Source organism: Lentzea sp. NPDC055074 (assembly GCF_053608005.1).
The window spans coordinates 40,583-58,546 of sequence record NZ_JBSGUQ010000020.1 but is presented as its reverse complement, the minus strand read 5'-3'; the positions used below and the strand labels follow the sequence as shown (position 1 = coordinate 58,546).

The 17,964-nt window shown below is 69.8% G+C and carries 16 protein-coding genes and 1 pseudogene; 10 read left to right on the top strand and 7 right to left on the bottom strand.

The window, feature by feature from the left end; genetic code table 11:
• Positions 1-39: 39 nt before the first annotated feature.
• The 7 genes and pseudogenes from ACWF7A_RS34930 to ACWF7A_RS34900 all read left to right on the top strand — a co-directional run bounded on the left by ACWF7A_RS34930 (position 40) and on the right by ACWF7A_RS34900 (position 5,604).
• Positions 40-669: a DUF4041 domain-containing protein gene (locus tag ACWF7A_RS34930; protein WP_452254778.1), complete on the top strand. Its 630-nt coding sequence runs from the start codon at positions 40-42 to the stop codon at positions 667-669.
• Positions 670-764: 95 nt separating this feature from the next.
• The gene (locus tag ACWF7A_RS34925) at positions 765-2,096 is read left to right on the top strand and encodes a DUF4041 domain-containing protein (protein ID WP_452254777.1); all 1,332 of its coding nucleotides are present in this window, start codon (positions 765-767) and stop codon (positions 2,094-2,096) included.
• Between the two features lie 20 nt (positions 2,097-2,116).
• Positions 2,117-2,566, top strand: a complete 450-nt coding sequence (locus ACWF7A_RS34920; RefSeq protein ID WP_452254776.1) for an SRPBCC family protein — start codon at positions 2,117-2,119, stop codon at positions 2,564-2,566.
• 32 nt (positions 2,567-2,598) lie between these two features.
• A pseudogene (locus ACWF7A_RS34915) lies at positions 2,599-3,105 on the top strand (ATP-binding cassette domain-containing protein); the annotation flags it as partial.
• A 224-nt stretch (positions 3,106-3,329) separates the two neighbouring features.
• Positions 3,330-4,301 carry an ABC transporter permease gene (locus tag ACWF7A_RS34910; protein WP_452254775.1) on the top strand — a complete coding sequence of 324 codons (972 nt, stop codon included), beginning with the start codon at positions 3,330-3,332 and terminating at the stop codon, positions 4,299-4,301.
• Between the two features lie 36 nt (positions 4,302-4,337).
• Entirely contained in the window at positions 4,338-4,715 is a 378-nt protein-coding gene (locus ACWF7A_RS34905; RefSeq protein WP_229904953.1) for a GntR family transcriptional regulator, read from the top strand.
• Positions 4,716-4,740: 25 nt separating this feature from the next.
• Positions 4,741-5,604 carry an ABC transporter ATP-binding protein gene (locus ACWF7A_RS34900; RefSeq protein ID WP_452254774.1) on the top strand — a complete coding sequence of 288 codons (864 nt, stop codon included), beginning with the start codon at positions 4,741-4,743 and terminating at the stop codon, positions 5,602-5,604.
• Here ACWF7A_RS34900 and ACWF7A_RS34895 read toward each other — a convergent pair.
• Positions 5,598-7,136 carry a phytoene desaturase family protein gene (locus ACWF7A_RS34895; protein WP_452254773.1) on the bottom strand — a complete coding sequence of 513 codons (1,539 nt, stop codon included), beginning with the start codon at positions 7,134-7,136 and terminating at the stop codon, positions 5,598-5,600. The two genes, ACWF7A_RS34900 and ACWF7A_RS34895, sit on opposite strands and share 7 nt — an antisense overlap.
• 392 nt (positions 7,137-7,528) lie before the next feature.
• Between ACWF7A_RS34895 and ACWF7A_RS34890 the strand changes: the two genes are divergently transcribed.
• The gene (locus ACWF7A_RS34890; RefSeq protein ID WP_452254772.1) at positions 7,529-8,764 is read left to right on the top strand and encodes an ABC transporter substrate-binding protein; all 1,236 of its coding nucleotides are present in this window, start codon (positions 7,529-7,531) and stop codon (positions 8,762-8,764) included.
• Between the two features lie 55 nt (positions 8,765-8,819).
• On the opposite strand, the gene ACWF7A_RS34885 is transcribed toward ACWF7A_RS34890, so the two are convergent.
• On the bottom strand, positions 8,820-11,150 hold the full coding sequence (locus ACWF7A_RS34885; RefSeq protein ID WP_452254771.1) for a Tex family protein: 2,331 nt from the start codon (positions 11,148-11,150) through the stop codon (positions 8,820-8,822).
• 49 nt (positions 11,151-11,199) lie between these two features.
• On the opposite strand from ACWF7A_RS34885, the gene ACWF7A_RS34880 reads away from it, so the two are divergent.
• Together ACWF7A_RS34880 and ACWF7A_RS34875 are read left to right on the top strand one after the other, a co-directional pair.
• Positions 11,200-12,297 carry an alkaline phosphatase family protein gene (locus ACWF7A_RS34880; RefSeq protein WP_452254770.1) on the top strand — a complete coding sequence of 366 codons (1,098 nt, stop codon included), beginning with the start codon at positions 11,200-11,202 and terminating at the stop codon, positions 12,295-12,297.
• 45 nt (positions 12,298-12,342) lie between these two features.
• Positions 12,343-13,203 (top strand): patatin-like phospholipase family protein, encoded by an 861-nt coding sequence (locus ACWF7A_RS34875; RefSeq protein WP_452254769.1) that lies wholly within the window; start codon positions 12,343-12,345, stop codon positions 13,201-13,203.
• On the opposite strand, the gene ACWF7A_RS34870 is transcribed toward ACWF7A_RS34875, so the two are convergent.
• From ACWF7A_RS34870 to ACWF7A_RS34850, 5 genes are read right to left on the bottom strand one after another with little or no spacing between them, the layout of a single operon-like run.
• A complete protein-coding gene (locus tag ACWF7A_RS34870) occupies positions 13,192-14,508 on the bottom strand; it encodes an LLM class flavin-dependent oxidoreductase (RefSeq protein ID WP_452254768.1) in 1,317 nt (438 codons plus the stop codon). The two genes, ACWF7A_RS34875 and ACWF7A_RS34870, sit on opposite strands and share 12 nt — an antisense overlap.
• The gene (locus ACWF7A_RS34865; RefSeq protein WP_452254767.1) at positions 14,505-15,167 is read right to left on the bottom strand and encodes an ABC transporter ATP-binding protein; all 663 of its coding nucleotides are present in this window, start codon (positions 15,165-15,167) and stop codon (positions 14,505-14,507) included. Before ACWF7A_RS34865 ends, ACWF7A_RS34870 begins: the two co-directional genes overlap by 4 nt.
• Entirely contained in the window at positions 15,143-15,976 is an 834-nt protein-coding gene (locus tag ACWF7A_RS34860) for an ABC transporter permease (protein WP_452254766.1), read from the bottom strand. Before ACWF7A_RS34860 ends, ACWF7A_RS34865 begins: the two co-directional genes overlap by 25 nt.
• A complete protein-coding gene (locus ACWF7A_RS34855; protein ID WP_452254765.1) occupies positions 15,973-16,995 on the bottom strand; it encodes an ABC transporter substrate-binding protein in 1,023 nt (340 codons plus the stop codon). Before ACWF7A_RS34855 ends, ACWF7A_RS34860 begins: the two co-directional genes overlap by 4 nt.
• The gene (locus tag ACWF7A_RS34850; RefSeq protein WP_452254764.1) at positions 16,995-17,948 is read right to left on the bottom strand and encodes a TauD/TfdA dioxygenase family protein; all 954 of its coding nucleotides are present in this window, start codon (positions 17,946-17,948) and stop codon (positions 16,995-16,997) included. The genes ACWF7A_RS34855 and ACWF7A_RS34850 overlap by 1 nt, the downstream gene beginning before the upstream one ends.
• Positions 17,949-17,964: the final 16 nt, after the last annotated feature.

Here is a 17,964-nt window from a genome sequence, read left to right as displayed (position 1 = left end):
ACGGTCATGGGCCTTTCGTCGCGGATCGGGGAGGTAAGCATGCTCGGTCGCAAGGACCGTCGGATCGCTGAGCTGGAGCGGGCCGTTGTCGGCCTGCAGGATCTCCTCTCCAAGATCGGCGACGCCGGGTCGGCGCGGACCGACGTGCTGGAGGAGGTCGACCGGGCCGGTGCCGAACTCGCAGCGCTGCGGCACCGGATCTCGAACGCCCGCGCCGAGCTGCAGCCGTTGAGGGACGAACTGACCCTGCAACGGGCAGGCGTGTTCCGCACCGACGCCGTCGCGGACCACCAGGCGCAGCTGGACCTCGTCCACGACGAGATGAAGACCCTGATCAAGACCGGCGCGGCGATCGAGGGTGGCGGGCAGGTCACCTACAACGGATCGGACGCGACCGGGCGCAGGCTCGTCGAGGACTGGTCCGCGCTGATGCTCCGCTCGTACAACTGCGAGGCCGAGAACTGCCTGCGCATGCTGCGAGCCGGTGGCCTGGACGCGGCGAGGAGGCGGCTCGATCGCTCGGCGTCGGCGATCGAACGTCTCAGCGGGATGTTCGCGCTCCGCGTCTCGCCGCGGTACCAGGCCCTGAGGGCGTACGAGCTCGAGCTGACGGCCGACCACCTGCAGCGCAGGGCGGAAAGCCGCCGCACGCGCCGGATTGCGTCGTAATAGTCCGTTCGGGTGTGTTTGACCAATTGGTCTAACGGTCGTGCCGAGCCTCGCGATGACGCCGATACGTGTCGTCGCGCCAAGGAGGCCCGCGGATGTTCGGCAGCAAGCAGAAGAAGATCGTGTCGCTCGAACAGGCCGCGGGCGGGCTCCAGTCGCAGGTCAACCAGCTGAACGGGTACCTGCAACAGATCGGTGGTCTCGACTACGTGCAGGTGCGGCAGGAGATCGACCGCATGCGCGCCGAGCTCGTAGGTCTGCAGCAGGCGCAAGCCGGTGCGAGACAGGCGCATCAGGCCGCGCTGGCCGCCGAGAGAAAGGCGCAGGACGACGCGCTGGCGTTGCAGAAGAAGGGGTTCGAGCAGAGCCTGGCCCAGTTGAAGGCCGAACTCGCGGAGGCGCAGCGGACGCTGGTGCCGTTCACCGACGAGCTGATGTTCCAGGACGCTGGTGTGTTCCGCTACCTCCACCCGCTGGAGAACTCCGAGGCGTACAAGCGCGAGCTCGACCGGGTGCAGGACTCGATGAAGCAGATGATCAGGGACAAGACCGCGGTCACCGGGAGCAACAACTTCACCTTCAACGGGTCCAGCCGGGAAGGCGCCAAGATGGTCGCCGACTGGTGCAAGCTGATGCTGCGCTCGTACAACGCCGAGGCGGAGAACAGCCTTCGGGTGATGAAGGCGGGTTCGGTCGACGCGGCCAAGAAGCGGCTGGTCCGTGCGGCCGAGGCGATCGAGAAGCTCGGCAAGATGCTCAGCATCGAGATCAACGACCGCTACGAGGCCCTGCGCATGCGCGAGCTCGAACTCACGGCGGACTACCTGCAGAAGAAGCAGGAGGAGAAGGAGTCCGAACGCGCCGAGCGCGAACGGTTGCGCGAGGAGGCCAAAGCGCAGGCCGAGTTCCGCCGCGAGCTGGAGAAGCTCGAGAAGGAGCGCAAGCACTTGGAGAACGTCCGCAAGGCTCTGCTGGCCAAGGGAGATGTCGCCGGAGCCGAGGAGCTCCAGTCCGAGCTGGACAAGGTCGTCTCCGGCATCGAGGGCGTGCACCAGCGCGAGGCCAACATCCGTGCGGGCTACGTGTACGTGATCAGCAACCTGGGCGCGTTCGGACCGAAGATGGTCAAGATCGGCATGACTCGGCGGTTGCACCCCGAGGAGCGTGTCCTCGAACTCGGTGACGCCTCGGTGCCGTTCCGCTACGACACCCACATCCTGCATTACTCGGCGGACGCGGTGTCACTGGAGACCAAGCTGCACCAGGCGCTGTCCGACCGCCGGGTCAACCGGGTCAACATGCGCCGCGAGTTCTTCTACGCCACGCCGGAGGACGTGCGTGAGCTGTTGAAGAAGCACTCCGGCCAGATGCTGGAGTACGTCCTCGAACCCGAGGCAGCCGAGTACAGGCAAAGCGTGGCTTCCTGACGAACGGGTACACCGGCTGTATGGCCGAGGTTTCACTGAACGTCGAAGCACCCGTGGACGCCGTGTGGGCGGTACTCGCCGACGGCTGGTCCTACGCGGGCTGGGTGGTGGGCGCGTCGCACATCCGCGACGTCGACACCGGCTGGCCCGCGCCCGGCACGCGCATCCACCACAGCGTGGGGCCGTGGCCGCTCGTCATCCAGGACACCACCGAGGTGGTCCGCAGTGAGCCGTCCCGGCTGCTCGAGCTCGACGCGCGGCTGTGGCCGGCGGGGGCCGCGCGGATCACGTTCACCCTGCACGCGCGGTCCGAGATGCTCACCGAGGTGGTGATGGCCGAGCGGGTGGTGCGCGGTCCGTCGACGGTGCTGCCGGACTTCGTGCAGGACGTGTTGCTGGCCCCGCGCAACAAGGAGACCCTCCAACGCCTGAACGCGCTGGCCAAGGGGCGTGCTGCACCCTTTCACTAGGTAACTAGTGAAAGGGTGATACGGTTGCTCCCATGAGTCAGAGGGAGCACCCGCCGGTCCTGGCGGAGGAGCTGGGGAAGCGGTACTCGCGGGGCTGGGCGCTGCGCGACTGCACGCTGGAGGTGCCCGCCGGGCGGATCGTGGCGCTCGTCGGGCCGAACGGGGCCGGCAAGAGCACGCTGATGGGCATGATCACCGGGCTGCTGCGTCCCACGACGGGCCGGATCTCGGTGTTCGGCGACGAGCCGGGCGGCGGCGGGATGCACCGGTCGGTGGCGTTCCTGACGCAGGCCAAGCCGCTGTACCCGCAGTTCACGGTCACCGAGACGCTGCACTACGGCCGCAACGCCAACCCGGGCTGGGACCAGGCATACGCGGAGGAGCTGGTCGAGAAGGCGCAGGTGCCGTTCTCGGCGAAGGTCGGGACGCTGTCGGGCGGTCAGCGGACGCGGGTCGCGCTCGCGCTGGCACTGGGGAAGCGGCCGCGGCTGCTGATGCTGGACGAGCCGCTCGCCGACCTCGACCCACTGGCTCGCGAGACCGTGTTGCGGACGCTGGTGCAGGAGAGCCGGTCGCAGGGCATCACGGTGCTGCTGTCGTCGCACGTGCTGGCGGAGCTGGAAGACGTGTGCGACCACCTCGTGCTGCTGACCGAGGGGCGCGTGCGGCTCGCGGGGGACGTGAGCGAACTGCTGCAGGCGCACCCGGAGCACCGGTCGCTCAGTCAGCTCGCGCTCGCGCACATGCGCAAGGAGGTGGCGGCATGACGTGGGTCGTGTGGCGCCAGCAGCGGCCCGTGTTCATCACGCTCGCCGTCGGCCTCGTCGTCAGCGTCGCCGCCATCCTGCTGTGGCGGGCGGGAATGCTCGCGGACCTCCGCGCGGGCAACCTCGAGGGCTGCGTCGTGAGGATCTTCGACGGCTGCGGGGGCAAGGCCGCCGACGAGTTCCAGGACGCCTGGTTCGACAAGCTGCACATCGCCATGGGCACGGTGCTCGCCGCGCCCGTCCTGATCGGCGTCTTCGTCGGCGCCCCGCTGTTCGCGCGGGAGTTCGAGCAGGGCACGCACGCGCTGGCGTTCACGCAGTCGGTCAGCCGGACGCGCTGGATGGCGACCAAGTTCCTCGTCGCGGCACTGCCCGCGCTGGCCGTGGTGCTCGTCTACCAGCTGGCCGTGCAGAGCTGGGTGGCCGTGGCGGGTGATCTCGGGCCGCTCTCGACGGGGAGGTTCTACTTCACGAGCTTCGAGTCGCAGGGCGTGTCACCGGTCGCCTACACGCTCTTCGCCTACACGCTCGGCATGTTCGCTGGTGCGTTGTTCCGCCGGACGCTCGTCGCGATGACGCTGACCCTCGGCCTGTTCGTCGCGGCACGGGTCGCGCTCAACGGCACGCGCGAGTCGCTGATCACGCCGACCCGCCGGATCACGGACGACCTGGACGGCAACGGCGTCATCCCCGGCCGCCCGCTCGTGGTGGAGTCGGGGTTCCTGGACGCCAAGGGTGCCGTGGTCGCCGATCCGACGCCGATGATGAACTGCGCCGACAAGGCGAACCCGCAGAAGATCCCGGACTGGGCCACCTGTTACCGGGAGAACGGCCTCGCGCAGCGGTACGCGGACATCATCCCCACCGAGCAGGCGACGACGCTGCACCTGCTGGAGGGGGCGATCTTCGCCGGGTTCGCGGTGCTCTTCGTGCTGGGCACGGTGTGGGCCGTGCGCAGGCAGGTGTGACCGGGAGTGGACGGGTGGGCACCTATGCTGGGCGGCGTGATCGAGTTTCGCATCGATCGGCACTCCGGGGTGTCCACCTATCTCCAGATCGCCGCACAGGTCAAGCAGGCCATGAGGATGGGGCTGCTCGGACCCGGCGACAAGCTGCCGACGGCACGGGAGGTCGTGGAGGCCACCAGGGTCAACCCCAACACCGTGCTGAAGGCGTACCGCGAGCTCGAGCACGAGGGGCTCGTGGAGGGCCGGCGGGGCATGGGCACGTTCGTCACGGCCTCGCTCGCCACCGACGCGGCGAAGGCGGACGCGCCGCTGCGGCAGGACCTGGAGCAGTGGATGGACCGCGCGGTCGACGAGGGGCTCAGCGGCGACGAGGTCGACGCGATCTACACCGACGTGCGGGGCACGCACTACTGATGTCCACTGTGGACGTGGGAGCACGATGAACGCCAGTCCCGTGCAGGCTCGCGACGTCGCGAAGCACTTCGGGCGCACGAAGGCCCTCGACGGGTGCTCGTTCACGTTGCCGGAGGGCAGCGTGACCGGGCTGGTCGGACCGAACGGCGCGGGCAAGACCACGCTGCTGTCGTTGATCGCGGGTCTTGCGAGGCCCACCGCCGGCGAGATCGCCGTGCACGGCACGGCGGTGCGCGGGCGGATGCACCCGGACGTGTCGCTGCTGACCCAGAAGAGGCCGCTGTACGACCAGTTCACCGTCCGGGAGGTGATGCGGGCGGGCGCGGCCATGAACGACCGCTGGTCGGCCGAGCGCGCGGACGAGGTGCTCGATCTCCTTGCGAGCGTGGACAAGGACGCGAAGGTGCGCACGTTGTCCGCCGGTGCGCGCACGCAGGTCGCGATCGCGCTGGCACTCGGCCGGCTGCCGAAGGTGTTGCTGCTCGACGAACCGTTGTCGGACCTGGATCCCCTGGCACGCGACGAGACGCTGCGGATCGTCATGACCGAGGTCGCCGAACGCGGCACGACGGTCCTGCTGTCCTCGCACCTGCTCACCGACCTCGGTGACGTGTGCGACCACCTGCTGCTGCTCGACGAGGGCCGCGTGCAGGTGTCGGGCGACATCGACGACATCCTGGCCGCGCACCACGTCGTGGTCGGGCCCGCCGGTCTGGAGCTGGGAGTGGACGGCGTGGTCGACTCCTCGCGCACGCCCCGCCAGACCACGGCGCTGGTGCGGGGCGGGACGGTGCCTTCCGGTTGGGAGAGCACGCATCCCGACCTGGAGGCGCTGGTGATGGGCTACCTGCGGGCGTCTCGCACCCGCAGGGCCGCCCGCGCTCAGTAGATCGCCTTGTTCAGCCCCTGGACCAGCGTCCTGTAGACCTCGCCGGCCGCACCCCACCGCGCGAGCGCCGCCCGTGCCGCGTTCGCGCCCGCCGCGCCGTGCACACCGCCGCCCGGCCACGCCGACGAACCCGTGAGGTAGAGCCGGTCGAACGGGGTGTCCGCGCGGCCGAGACCGGGCACGGGCCGGAAGACGAGCTGCTGGTGGATCGCCGCCGTGCCGCCGTTGACCGAGCCGATCTGGTCAGGGCCGAGCACCGAGCGCCCGATGACGCGGGAGCGGAAACCGGGCGCGCGTTCCTCGATCATCAGCTCCAGGCGGTCGGCGCGGCGCTTCAACCGGTCCGGCGTCCAGTTCCCGCCCAGCGGCACGTGCGTGTAGGCCCAGGCGGCCTCGGTGCCCGCGGGGGAGCGGGACGGGTCGGTCGTCGTCATCTGGCCGATGATCATGAACGGGTTGCGCGGCACCTTGCCGCACGCCAGCTCGTGGGCCACGCCGGCCAGCCCGTTGACGTCGCCGCCGAGGTGGACGGTGCCCGCCTGCGCGGCCTCCTGGTTGGTCCACGGGATCGGGCCCGACAGCGCCCAGTCGACCTTGATCGTGTCGCCGTCCCACTGGAACCGCTTCAGGTCCTCGGCGAGCTTCGCCGGCAGCGCGTCGCCGCCGATCAGGTCCAGGTAGAGCTTCGGGGCGGGCACGTCGGCGAGGACAGCACGCCGAGCGCGCACCACGGAACCGTCTTCCAGCCGCACACCAACGGCGACACCGCGCGCGTGCAGCACGTCGGTGACGCGAGCGCCGGTCTCGATGCGACCACCGAACCGGCGGACCAGGGACGCGGTCAGTTCGATGGCCCCGCCGCGGGGGACGGGGTTGCCGACGTCCTGGGCGAGCATCGCGAGCAGCCAGCCGAAGCCCGCGCCGCCGGCCTGGTCCGGGCCGAGGTCGGAGTGCATCGTGTTGCCCGCCAGCAACACGCGGGCGCCCTCGCCGGCGAAGAGCTCCTCGCCGAGCCGCCGCACGGGCTGCGTCAGCAGGCGCGTCAGCCGCAGCGTGTCGCCGAGACCGAGCGTGCGCAGCAACGACACCCCGCCGCGCACGGGCGGGAACGGGCGCAGCAGGCCGTTCAGCACGCCGTCGCGGACCTTGCGCCAGCGCGCGTACTCGGCCTGCCAGGCCTCGGCGTCGGAATGGGCGAACGAGCCGACGGACTTCGCGGTGACGTCGACGTCGCGGGAGAGCAGCGCAACGCGGTCGTCCGGCAGCACGTGGGCGAGCACGGCCGGTGCGTGCTGCCACTGCACGTCGAGGTTCAACGCGCCGATGACCGGCGAGCCGAGACCCAGGGGGTAGAACGCGCTGTAGACGTCGTTGGTGAAGCCGGGAGCGGTGATCTCGGCCGACGTCACGGCGCCACCGGGTGTGTCGCGCTGCTCCAGCACGAGCACGTCCCAGCCCGCGTCCGCCAGCAGGGTCGCGGCGACCAGCCCGTTCGGGCCGGAGCCGATGACGACCGCGTCGACCTCGTTCACGCACGTCCTCCCGTTGCCGTGACTACCCCACGAAGCAGATCACGTACGCGGTGTTCCAGGAAGGTGTCCCGTGGTGATGTCCCCGGTGATGACAGTGCGCGCACGTCCACTTGGGCGTCCTCGAACGGCAAATGGCGGCGCAGCGCGGCGCAGGCGTTCCCAGGCGCGCCCGTGACGACGATTTTCACATCTGTGGATACCCACGATGTGAGCGATCACGCGTATCTCATTTCGTTCGGCACCGAAGAGCTAGCACACTCCGTAGTGGAACGGTAGTCACATGAACCTAACAAGCCTGTGTTCCGTAGCACATAAGGGGCCATTAAACGGGCCGCCGCTCAATACTGAGCTACCGCTTAGTATGCCGAGATCATTTGGACAAGGACTGCTGCATGCCCCTCCGCCGTGTACTGCCCACCGCCGCCTTGGCGCTCGCCGTCCTCGTGGCCGGCTGCGGTGCCGAGACAGAGAAGGCCCAGGTCAAGACCGGGCCGGGCGTTACCGACGACACGATCTCGCTCGGCATCCTCACCGACATGACCGGCCCGTTCAAAGCCTCCGCGCTCACCCGCATGAAGGGCTACGAGCTGTACCTCAAGCAGGTCAACGACCGCGGCGGGATCTGCGGGCGCCGGGTCGAGCTCAAGCAGAAGGACCACGCGTACGACGTGCAGAAGGCACTCGACGCGTACTTCGACCTCGAACCCCAGGTCCTCGGGCTGCTGGAGCTCGCGGGCACGCCCATGACCGCCGCGATCGAGCCCGACATCATGCAGACCCGCACGCTGACCGCGCCCGCCTCGTGGGCCGCGTCGCTGCTCGGCAACCCGCACATGATGATCGTCGGCACCACGTACGACCTCGACGTCATCAACGGGCTCGACCACTACAAGCGCAAGGGCGTGATCAAGGACGGGGACACCGTCGGGCACGTCTACGCCAAGGGCAGCTACGGCGACAACGCCGTCGAGGGCAGCCGGTTCGTCGGCACGCAGTGGAACATGAAGATCGTCGAGCAGCCGATCAGCGAGACCGCCGTGGACCTCTCCCAGCAGATCGGCGCCCTGAAGGCCGCGGGAGCCAAGGCCGTCGTGCTGAGCACCACCCCCGCCCAGACCGCCGCCGCCGTCGGTGTGGCCGCGGCGCTGAAGTGGGAGGTGCCGTTCATGGTCAACGTGGTCGGCTTCGACACCGCGATCCTCGAGACGCCGGTCGGCCCGGCCGTGGAGAAGCAGGTGTCCGTGGTGACGTCGGTGGCGCCGTTCACCGGCAGCCAGCCGGGCCCGCGCGAGGTCGCGGCCGCGTTCAACAAGTACTACCCGAACGACAAGCCCGCGATCTACGTCGACCACGGCTACACCGTCGCGAAGGTGTTCCTCTCGGTCATCGAGAAGGCCTGCGAGAAGGGCGACCTCACGCGTGACGGCGTTCTGGACGCGTTCCACAACACCAACGGCCTGGACACCCAGGGCCTGACCAGCGCGCTGCACTACTCGCTCGTCGGCAGGCCGTCCGCCACGCAGTCGTACATCACGAAGGTCGACTCGAAGGTGCCCGGCGGTCTGACGACCGTGGAGGAGCTGTTCGAGTCCGAGCTCGTGAAGGCCAAGGGCACTCGGGCCAAATAGGCGCCAATTGAGAAACGGCCCCTCCCGCGTTCGGGAGGGGCCGTTCTTCGTTCTCCTACTTGCCGAAACCGGCCTTGCGGAGCGCGTCCGCCATCGAGCCGCTCGCGGGCGGCGGCGCGGTGCGCTGGCCGCCACCGCGCTGCTGGCCGCCACGCTGCTGCGGGCGGCCGCCGCGGTCACGGCCACCGCCGCCCCCGCCCTGCTGCTTCGGAGCGGGCTTGCCCGGCTCGTCGGTCAGGCGCAGCGTCAGGCCGATGCGCTTGCGGGCCTCGTCGACCTCCAGCACCTTCACCCGCACCACGTCGCCGGACTTCACGACGTCGCGCGGGTCCTTCACGTAGGTGTTGGACAGGGCCGAGATGTGCACGAGACCGTCCTGGTGCACGCCGATGTCGACGAACGCGCCGAACGCGGCCACGTTCGTCACGACGCCCTCCAGCACCATGCCGGGCTTGAGGTCGGCGATCTTCTCGACGCCGTCCGCGAAGGTCGCCGTCTTGAACGCCGGACGCGGGTCGCGGCCGGGCTTCTCCAGCTCGCGGAGGATGTCCGTGACGGTCGGCAGACCGAACTGCTCGTCCACGAACTGCTCGGGCCGCACCTTCGTGAGCACCGCCGTGTTGCCGATCAGCTCGGCACCGGCGGCCTCCTGGATGCGGCGCACGACCGGGTACGCCTCGGGGTGCACCGAGGACGCGTCGAGCGGCTCCTCGCCGTCGCGGATCTTGAGGAAGCCCGCGCACTGCTCGAACGCCTTCGGGCCCAGCCGCGCGACGTTCATCAACGCCTTGCGGGACTTGAAGGGACCGTGGGAGTCGCGGTGCAGCACGATGTTCTCCGCGAGACCGGCGGTGATGCCGGAGACGCGGCTCAGCAGCGGCACGGACGCCGTGTTGAGGTCGACGCCGACCGCGTTCACGCAGTCCTCGACCACCGCGTCGAGCGAGCGCGACAGCTTCGACTCCGCCAGGTCGTGCTGGTACTGGCCGACGCCGATGGACTTCGGGTCGATCTTCACGAGCTCGGCCAGCGGGTCCTGCAGGCGGCGCGCGATCGAGACGGCGCCGCGGATCGACACGTCGAGGCCCGGCAGCTCGGACGAGGCGTAGGCCGACGCCGAGTACACCGACGCGCCCGCCTCCGACACCACGATCTTGGTGAGGTTCAGCTCGGGGTGGCGCTTGATCAGGTCGGCGGCCAGCTTGTCGGTCTCGCGCGAGGCCGTGCCGTTGCCGATCGCGATCAGGTCGACGTTGTGCTGCTTGGACCACGCGGCGAGCTTCGCGATCGACTCGTCCCAGCGGTTCGCGGGCACGTGCGGCTGGATGACGCCGTGCGCGACGACCTTGCCGGTGGCGTCGACGATCGCGACCTTCACACCCGTGCGGTAGCCGGGGTCGAGGCCCATCGTGGCGCGCGTGCCGGCCGGGGCGGCCAGCAGCAGGTCGCGCAGGTTCGAGGCGAACACCTTGACGGCCTCGTCCTCGGCGAACGAGCGCAGCCGGCCGCGCAGGTCGATGCCCAGGTGCACGAGGATGCGCGTGCGCCACGCCCAGCGGACGGTGTCGGTGAGCCACTTGTCGCCGGGACGGCCGCGGTCGTCGATGCCGAAGCGGGACGCGATGCGCACCTCGAACGTCGAGGGGCCCTCCTCACGCGGCTCCTCCGGCTCCAGGACGAGGTCGAGGACCTCCTCCTTCTCGCCGCGGAACAGCGCCAGGATGCGGTGCGACGGCAGCTTCGCGAACGGCTCGTCGAACTCGAAGTAGTCGGAGAACTTCGCGCCTTCGGTCTCCTTGCCCTCGCGGACCTTGGAGACGATCCGGCCGCGCGTCCACATCTGCTCGCGCAGGTCGCCGATCAGGTCGCCGTCCTCGCCGAAGCGCTCGACCAGGATGGCCCGCGCGCCCTGCAGGGCGGCCGCGGCGTCCGCGACCTCCTTCGCCGGGTCGACGAACTTCGCGGCTTCTTCCTGAGGGTTCAGGCCAGGATCACCCAGAAGTGCGTCGGCCAGCGGTTCGAGACCGGCCTCCTTCGCGATCTGGGCCTTCGTGCGGCGCTTCTGCTTGTACGGCAGGTAGAGGTCCTCGAGCCGCGCCTTGGAGTCGGCTGCGCGGATCTGCGCTTCGAGGGCCTCGGTGAGCTTGCCCTGCTCCTGGATGGAGTTGAGGACGGCCGCGCGGCGCTCTTCCAGTTCGCGCAGGTAGCCGAGGCGTTCCTCGAGCGTGCGCAGCTGGGCGTCGTCGAGACCGCCGGTCGCCTCCTTGCGGTAGCGGGCGACGAACGGGACGGTCGCGCCACCGTCGAGCAGTTCGACAGCAGAGCCGACCTGGCCTGCGGCCACTCCGAGCTCGTCAGCGATCTTCTGGTGGATGAGCGTTGTCACAGCGCGCCATTCTGCCCGTTGTCCGATTCGACGTGGCACGGTGTCCTTCATGACCATCGCCGAGGTCGCCCCCTCACTGCTGTCGGGCCTGGACGTGCCGGGTGCCGACAACACGCTCGGCCTGCCAGCGGCCCGGCGTGTCGTCCTGCTGCTCGTCGACGGTCTGGGCCACGAGCTGCTGCGTGCTCACGCCTCGCACGCGCCGTTTCTGTCCTCGTTGTCCGATCGGCGCATCTCCGCGGGCTTCCCGTCCTCGACGGCCACGAGCCTCGCCTCGATCGGCACCGGGCTGCAGTCCGGTGAGCACGGCATCGTCGGCTACACGTTCGCCGTCGGCGACGAGGTGCTCAACTCGCTGACCTGGACGCGCGCCGGCGATCACCACCACGACCTGCGCAAGACGCTCGTGCCCGAGGTCGTGCAACCGCACCCGACGGTGTTCGAGCGCGCGGCGGCGGCCGGGGTCGCGGTCAGCACGGTCGCGCCGATGCTGCACCGGTCGTCCGGGCTGACGAGGGCGGTGCTGCGCGGCTCGTGGTTCCGCGGCGCGGCCGGGTTCGGCGACCTGGCGCTGGGCGCGGTCGCGGCGGTCCAGCAGGACCGGTCGTTCTGCTACGCCTACCACGCCGACCTCGACACGATCGGGCACTTCTACGGGCCCGGTTCCGAGGAGTGGTTGCTGCAGCTGGAGTTCGTGGACTCGCTGGCCGCCCGGATCGCCGCGCGCCTGCCGTCCGGCGCGGTCCTCGCCGTGACGGCGGACCACGGCATGATCACCGCGGGCGAGCGGATCGACTTCGACACCGAACCGCTGCTGTGGCAGGGGGTCCGGGTCATCGCCGGTGAGCCTCGGGTGCGGTACCTGCACACCGAGAGCGACGAGGTGCTGTCCGTGTGGCGGGAGTTCCTGGGCGACCGGGCGGACGTGCTGTCGCGCGAGGACGCCGTGGAGGCGGGGTGGTTCGGGCCGGTCAGCCCGCTCGCGGTCGACCGCATCGGGGACGTCGTGGTGGCGATGAGGGACGCGCACGTGGTGGTGCGCAGCCAGGCCGAGCCCGTGCTGAGCGGGCTGACCGGGTTCCACGGCTCGCGGACCCGGGCGGAGCTGGCGATCCCGTTGCTCATCCACTCAGTGACTTCAGTGTAGACTGAAACAAGCCCTTTCCGTTGTCTCGCTTTAGGATCACCGGACGTGACGATCGAACTGCCAGGACCAGTCGGGTTCGTGCTCGGGGGCGGGGGAAGCCTCGGTGCCGCGCAGGTCGGCATGTTGCGCGCGTTGCGGGAGCACGGCGTGACGCCCGATCTGGTCGTCGGCACGTCGGTCGGGTCGGTCAACGGCTCGTTGCTCGCCCTCGACCCGGACAAGGCGTTCGAACGGCTCGCGGTGCTGTGGGAGGGCATGACGCGGCAGCGGGTGTTCCCGGGCGGGCCGATCGCGCAGCTGAGGTCGTTGCGCACCAACAAGACCTATCTCTTCCCGAACACCGGCCTGGCGCACGTGCTGGCCGAGGGCCTCGACGGGTGTGCGTCCTTCGAGGACCTGACGCTGCCGTTCGGCGCGGTGTCGGTGAACGGCGTGACCGGCGAGGCCGTGAACATCACCGAGGGCGAGCTGGTCCCCGCGATCCTCGCCAGCGCGGCGATCCCGGGCGTCTACCCGCCGGTGCGCATCGGCGACCAGGTGCTCTACGACGGCGGTGTGCTCGCGAACGTGCCGATCCGCCAGGCGCTGGCGATGGGTGCGAAGTCGTTGGTGGTGCTGGACTGCGCGTTCCCCGGCCACCTGCCGACGGTGCCGGAGACGCTCGCCGAGACGTTGCTGTTCTGGGCGACGCTGGGCATGCGCAACCAGGCCGTGCTGGAGGTCGAGCTGGCGTCGCAGAGCGCGCCGGTGCTGTACCTGCCGGGCCCGCCGGTGCAGGCCGTGACGCCGCTGGACTTCTCGCACACCGCGGAACTGGTCGAGGCCTCCTACCAGGCCTCGACCGCGTTCCTCACGACGCTGGAGTTCGCCGGCGTGGGGCTGTACGGGCACCCGTCACACGGGTAGCGCCGCGAACTGGCTGACGGGGCGCTGGAGACCGTAGTGCTCGCGCAACGTCGTGCCGGTGTACTCGCTGCGGAACAGGCCGCGCCGGCGCAGGATCGGCAGGACCTCGTCCGCGAACCGCTCCAGCCCGGACGGCAGGACCGCGGGCATGATGTTGAACCCGTCCGCGGCGCCGGCCCGGTGCCACAGTTCGAGCTGGTCCGCGACCTGGTCCGCCGTGCCGGTGAAGGTCTTGTGGCCGCGACCGCCGCCGAGCCTGCCGATGAGCTGGCGGACGGTCAGCCGTTCGCGTCGCGCCAGCTCCACGATCAGCGTGTACCGGGACTTGGCGCCCTCGATCGCGGCCTCGTCGGGGAGGTCGGCGGGCAGCTCCTCGTCCAGTTCCAGGTGGTCGACCTTGAGCAGGCCCGCGAGCTGCTTCGCCGCGTGCTCCGGGACGATCAGCCGTTCCAGTTCGGCGTCGAGCTCGTGGGCCTCCTCTTCGGTGGAGCCGATCACCGGGACCAGTCCGGGCAGGATCTTGACCTCGTTCGGGTCGCGGCCGAACTCGATCGCCCGGCGCTTCACGTCCGCGTAGAACGCGACCGCGTCCTCCAGGGTCTGGTGGGCGGTGAAGACGGCCTCGGCGTGCCTCGCGGCGAAGTCCCTGCCGTCCTCGGAGCTGCCCGCCTGGACCAGCAGCGGGTAGCCCTGCGGTGAGCGCGGCACGTTGAGCGGGCCGCGGACCTTGAAGTGCGGGCCGACGTGGTCGATGGTGTGGACGCGGTCGTCCCGCGCGTGCACACCGCTCTCCTTGTCGGCGATGATCGCGTCGTCGTCCCAGGAGTCCCAGAGCTTCTTCGACACCTCGACGAACTCGGCCGCCCGGTCGTAGCGGGTGAGGTGGGCGGGCTGCGCGTCCAGGCCGAAGTTGCGGGCCGCGTCGTCGCCGGCGGTCGTGACGATGTTCCAGCCCGCGCGGCCGCCGCTGACGTGGTCGAGGCTCGCGAACCGGCGGGCGAGGTTGAAGGGGTCGTTGTAGGTGGTGGACGCCGTCGCGATCAGGCCGATCCTCGTGGTGACGGCGGCGATCGCGGTGAGCAGGATCGTCGGTTCGATCTTGCCGGACGGGCGGCGGCTCGGGTTTCCCCACAGCACGGGGGAGTCCGCGAGGAACACCGAGTCGAACTTGGCCTCCTCGGCGATCCGCGCGATCCGCTGGTGGTAGGCGATGTCGATGTGCGCCAGGGGTTCTGACTCGGGCAGTCGCCACGACGCCTCGTGGTGGCCGGTGTCGTGCAGGAAGAGGTTGAGGTGCAGCGTCATGCGGCTACTCCGATGCCGAGAGCGGACAGCAGGTGGGTTCGGTCGGCGTCGTGCGCCGGGAGGTCGAGGCCGATGCGGCCCTCCTGCAGGACGAGCACGCGGTCGGCGAGCTCGATGGCCTCGTCGACGTCGTGCGTGACCAGCAGGACGGCGGGCCGGTGCTTGGCGCACAGCTCGCGCAGCAGGTCGTGCATCTTGATGCGGGTCAACGCGTCCAGCGCGCCGAACGGTTCGTCGGCCAGCAGCAGCCGGGGTTCGCGGACGAGGCAGCGGGCGAGTGCGACCCGTTGCTGCTCGCCGCCGGACAGCTCCGCGGGCCACGCGCGTTCGCGGCCCTTGAGGCCGACCTCCTCCAGCGCCGCCCTGCCCCTGCCGGGCTTCACGCCCAGTTCGACGTTGTCGAGGACGCGCAGCCACGGCAGCAGCCGGGAGTCCTGGAACGCGACGGCGACCTCGTGCGGCACTTCGAGATCGCCGGAGCCGGTCACGTCGTGGTCGAGGCCCGCGATGGCCTTGAGCAGCGTCGACTTGCCGGAACCGCTGCGGCCCAGCAGGGCCACGAACTCGCCGGGCGCGATGGTGAGGTCGAGGTCGTCGAGGATCTTGCGGTCCTGGAACTGCCTCGTCAGCCCGCTCACCCGGACAGCGTGCGTCGCCATGCCAGCGCCCTCCGTTCGATGATCCGCAGCAGCGCGTCGGAGACGAACCCGAAGAGGCCGTAGACGACGAGGCCGACGACGATCACGTCGGTCTGGCCGTAGTTCTGGGCCTGGAACATCAGGTAGCCGATGCCGCTGGTCGCGTTGATCTGCTCCAGCACCACGAGCGACAGCCACGACGCGGTGACGGCGAGCCGCAGCCCGAGGAAGAAGCCGGGCAGCGCGCCGGGGAAGACGACCTTGCGCACGTACCGGGTGCGGGTGAGGCCGACGGCTTCGGCCAGTTCGACGTACCGGCTGTCGATGCTCGTCAGTGCCGCGTAGGTCTGCAGGTACATGATCGTCGCGATGGTCACGGCGATCACGACGATCTTGAACTCCTCGCCGATGCCGAGCCACAGGATCAGCAGCGGGATCAGGCCGAGCGACGGGATCGCGCGCTTGACCTGGATCGTGCCGTCGATCAGTGCCTCTCCCACACGGCTGAGCCCGGAAGCGATGGCGAGCAGCGTGCCCGCCGTGGCACCGAAGAAGAAGCCGAGTGCCGCCCGTTGGAGCGAGGTGAGGACGCTCTCGGGGAGCTTGCCGTTCCCGGTCAGCTCGATTCCTGTGTGGACGATCGTCCACGGCGCGGACAGGATGCGTGGATCCAGTGCGCCGGTCGCGGACGCGATGCTCCAGACGGCGATGACCAGTGCCGGTCCGAGGAGTCGTCCGTACGGGATCGGTCTGCCGAGTCCGAGGCGCCTGCGCCGGGCCGGGGTGGCGGGTGCGGCGAGGGCCGCGGGGCGTTCGAGGACCTGGGTCATGTCCGGCTCCGGTACTTGGCGTCGACGGCCTCGGCGGCGACCTTCTCGAACCGGCGGTCGAAGAGCTCCGTCACGTCGAACCTCTCGACGAACCCGCCCTCCGCCAGCAGGTCCGCGGTCTCCTGCTCCCACTGGATCGCGCGGTCCCAGTTCGTCGGGAACGTCAGCGGTGGCTGGGACTGCACGATCCGGTCGCCGTCGGCCTTGGAGACGTTCTGGTCCTTCACGTAGTAGGCGTCGACCCACTTGTCCGGGTTCTCGTAGCTCCACACGGTTCCGCGTGCCCAGAACGGGATGAACGCCGTGATCGCGGCGAGCTTGGCCGGGTCGTTGAGGACCTCGACCGGTGCCCACAGGACCGTGAGCAGGTCGACGGAGTTCATCTCGATCGCGGTGGCGTCGGGGTACTGGCCGAGGTACTTGGTGAGCTGCGGTTCGGCGAGCACGGCGACGTCGACCTGGCCGGCCTGCACGGCGGTGAGGAACTGGTTGCTGGTCAAGGGGATCAGCTCGACGTCGGTGAGCTTCAGGCCCAGCTCCTTGAGCGTGCGCAGGACGACGACGCCCTGCGCCTGGCCCTGGCTGAACGCGATCTTCTTGCCCTTGAAGTCCTCGAGCCTCTTGATCGGTGAGCCGGGCTTCGTGGCGTAGGTGTAGAGCGGCTTGTCGCGTTCGCCGACCGCGACGATCCTGGTGGCGAGGCGGGTGGCCTGCGCCTGGATCGGCGGGATGCCCGCGTTGGCGCCGAGGTCGACGGACTTCGCGCGGAACGCCTGGATCACGTCCGGCCCGGCCTGGATGTTCGGCCAGTCGCTGACCTGGAACGGCAGCTTGGCCAGCTCGCCGTTCGCCTCCAGCTGCTTGAGCGTGGTGCGGATGGAGATCGACAGCCTGGTGTCCGGGGGAGGGGGTGTCGTGGGCAGGTCGCCGAGGACCTGCTGCGTGGTGGTGCTGCCCGCGGAGCACCCCGCGGCACCGAGAGCCGCGAGGCCGAGCAACAGGGAACGCCGGGTCAGCATCAGTCCACCACCACGGCGTGGTCGGCGGTGAAGGGGCGGCCGGCGAGCAGCGTGGACTCGCGGCCGTCCGGGCCCACCGGGGTGTCGCCGATGAGCGTGACGCGGTGCAGCGTGCGCTGGACGTCGAGGTGCTCCAGATCGCGCGGCGCGAGGTGGGCGGTGGCGCGGTTGTCCCAGAACGCGACGCTGCCCGGCTCCCAGCGGAACCGCACGGTGTACTCGGGCCGGGTGATCTCCGCGTAGAGCAGGTCGAGGACCGCCTTGCTCTCCGCCGCGGAGACGCCGACGACGTGGCTCGTGAAGCCGGGGTTGACGAACAGGCCCTTCTCGCCGGTGACGGGGTGCACGCGCACGACCGGGTGTTCGGCGACGAGCAGGTTGTCGTTGACGCGCTTGGCGTACGCGCCTTCGCTCTTGGTCGAGCCGCCGTAGCGGTGCTCGGCCCGCAGGCCGTCCACAAAGGACCTGATCGGCTCGGAGAGGCCGTTGTAGGCGGCGACGAGGTTGGTCCACGTCGTGTCGCCGCCGATCTCGGGCACCACCTCGGCGCGCAGGATCGAGGCGGCGGGCGGGTTCACCGCGGCGGTGACGTCGGTGTGCCAGCCGGAGAAGTAGCTGTACTGGCGCTTCTGGACCTGCTTGAACTCCTTGCCGTAGCGCTCCTCGTAGCGGCGCGGGTCGATCGTGAAGATCTCCGGGAACCCGGTCGGCGGGGCGTCGTCGTGCGGGTGCGCGTAGGTGAGCTCGCCGAACTGGCGGCCGAACGCGATCTGGCTCGCGTGGTCCAGGTCCTGGTTTCGGAAGAAAATCACCTTGTGCGCGTGGAGCGCCTTCTGGACTGTGTCGAGCTCGGTCGCGCGGAGTGGCCGGGAAATGTCGATGTCCGAGATTTCCGCGCCGATGTGTCCTGCGATCGGCTTGACCGTGATGGTCTTCTCCTGAACTGAGGTCATGGAAAGATCGTGCAGT

Bases quoted from the DNA above. Each gene is read 5' to 3' on its own strand.
- ACWF7A_RS34930 (WP_452254778.1), top strand. From the start codon at position 40: ATGCTCGGTCGCAAGGACCGTCGGATCGCTGAGCTGGAGCGGGCCGTT.
- ACWF7A_RS34925 (WP_452254777.1), top strand. From the start codon at position 765: ATGTTCGGCAGCAAGCAGAAGAAGATCGTGTCGCTCGAACAGGCCGCG.
- ACWF7A_RS34920 (WP_452254776.1), top strand. From the start codon at position 2,117: ATGGCCGAGGTTTCACTGAACGTCGAAGCACCCGTGGACGCCGTGTGG.
- ACWF7A_RS34910 (WP_452254775.1), top strand. From the start codon at position 3,330: ATGACGTGGGTCGTGTGGCGCCAGCAGCGGCCCGTGTTCATCACGCTC.
- ACWF7A_RS34900 (WP_452254774.1), top strand. From the start codon at position 4,741: ATGAACGCCAGTCCCGTGCAGGCTCGCGACGTCGCGAAGCACTTCGGG.
- ACWF7A_RS34890 (WP_452254772.1), top strand. From the start codon at position 7,529: ATGCCCCTCCGCCGTGTACTGCCCACCGCCGCCTTGGCGCTCGCCGTC.
- ACWF7A_RS34880 (WP_452254770.1), top strand. From the start codon at position 11,200: ATGACCATCGCCGAGGTCGCCCCCTCACTGCTGTCGGGCCTGGACGTG.
- ACWF7A_RS34870 (WP_452254768.1), bottom strand. From the start codon at position 14,508: ATGACGCTGCACCTCAACCTCTTCCTGCACGACACCGGCCACCACGAG.
- ACWF7A_RS34865 (WP_452254767.1), bottom strand. From the start codon at position 15,167: ATGGCGACGCACGCTGTCCGGGTGAGCGGGCTGACGAGGCAGTTCCAG.
- ACWF7A_RS34860 (WP_452254766.1), bottom strand. From the start codon at position 15,976: ATGACCCAGGTCCTCGAACGCCCCGCGGCCCTCGCCGCACCCGCCACC.
- ACWF7A_RS34855 (WP_452254765.1), bottom strand. From the start codon at position 16,995: ATGCTGACCCGGCGTTCCCTGTTGCTCGGCCTCGCGGCTCTCGGTGCC.
- ACWF7A_RS34850 (WP_452254764.1), bottom strand. From the start codon at position 17,948: ATGACCTCAGTTCAGGAGAAGACCATCACGGTCAAGCCGATCGCAGGA.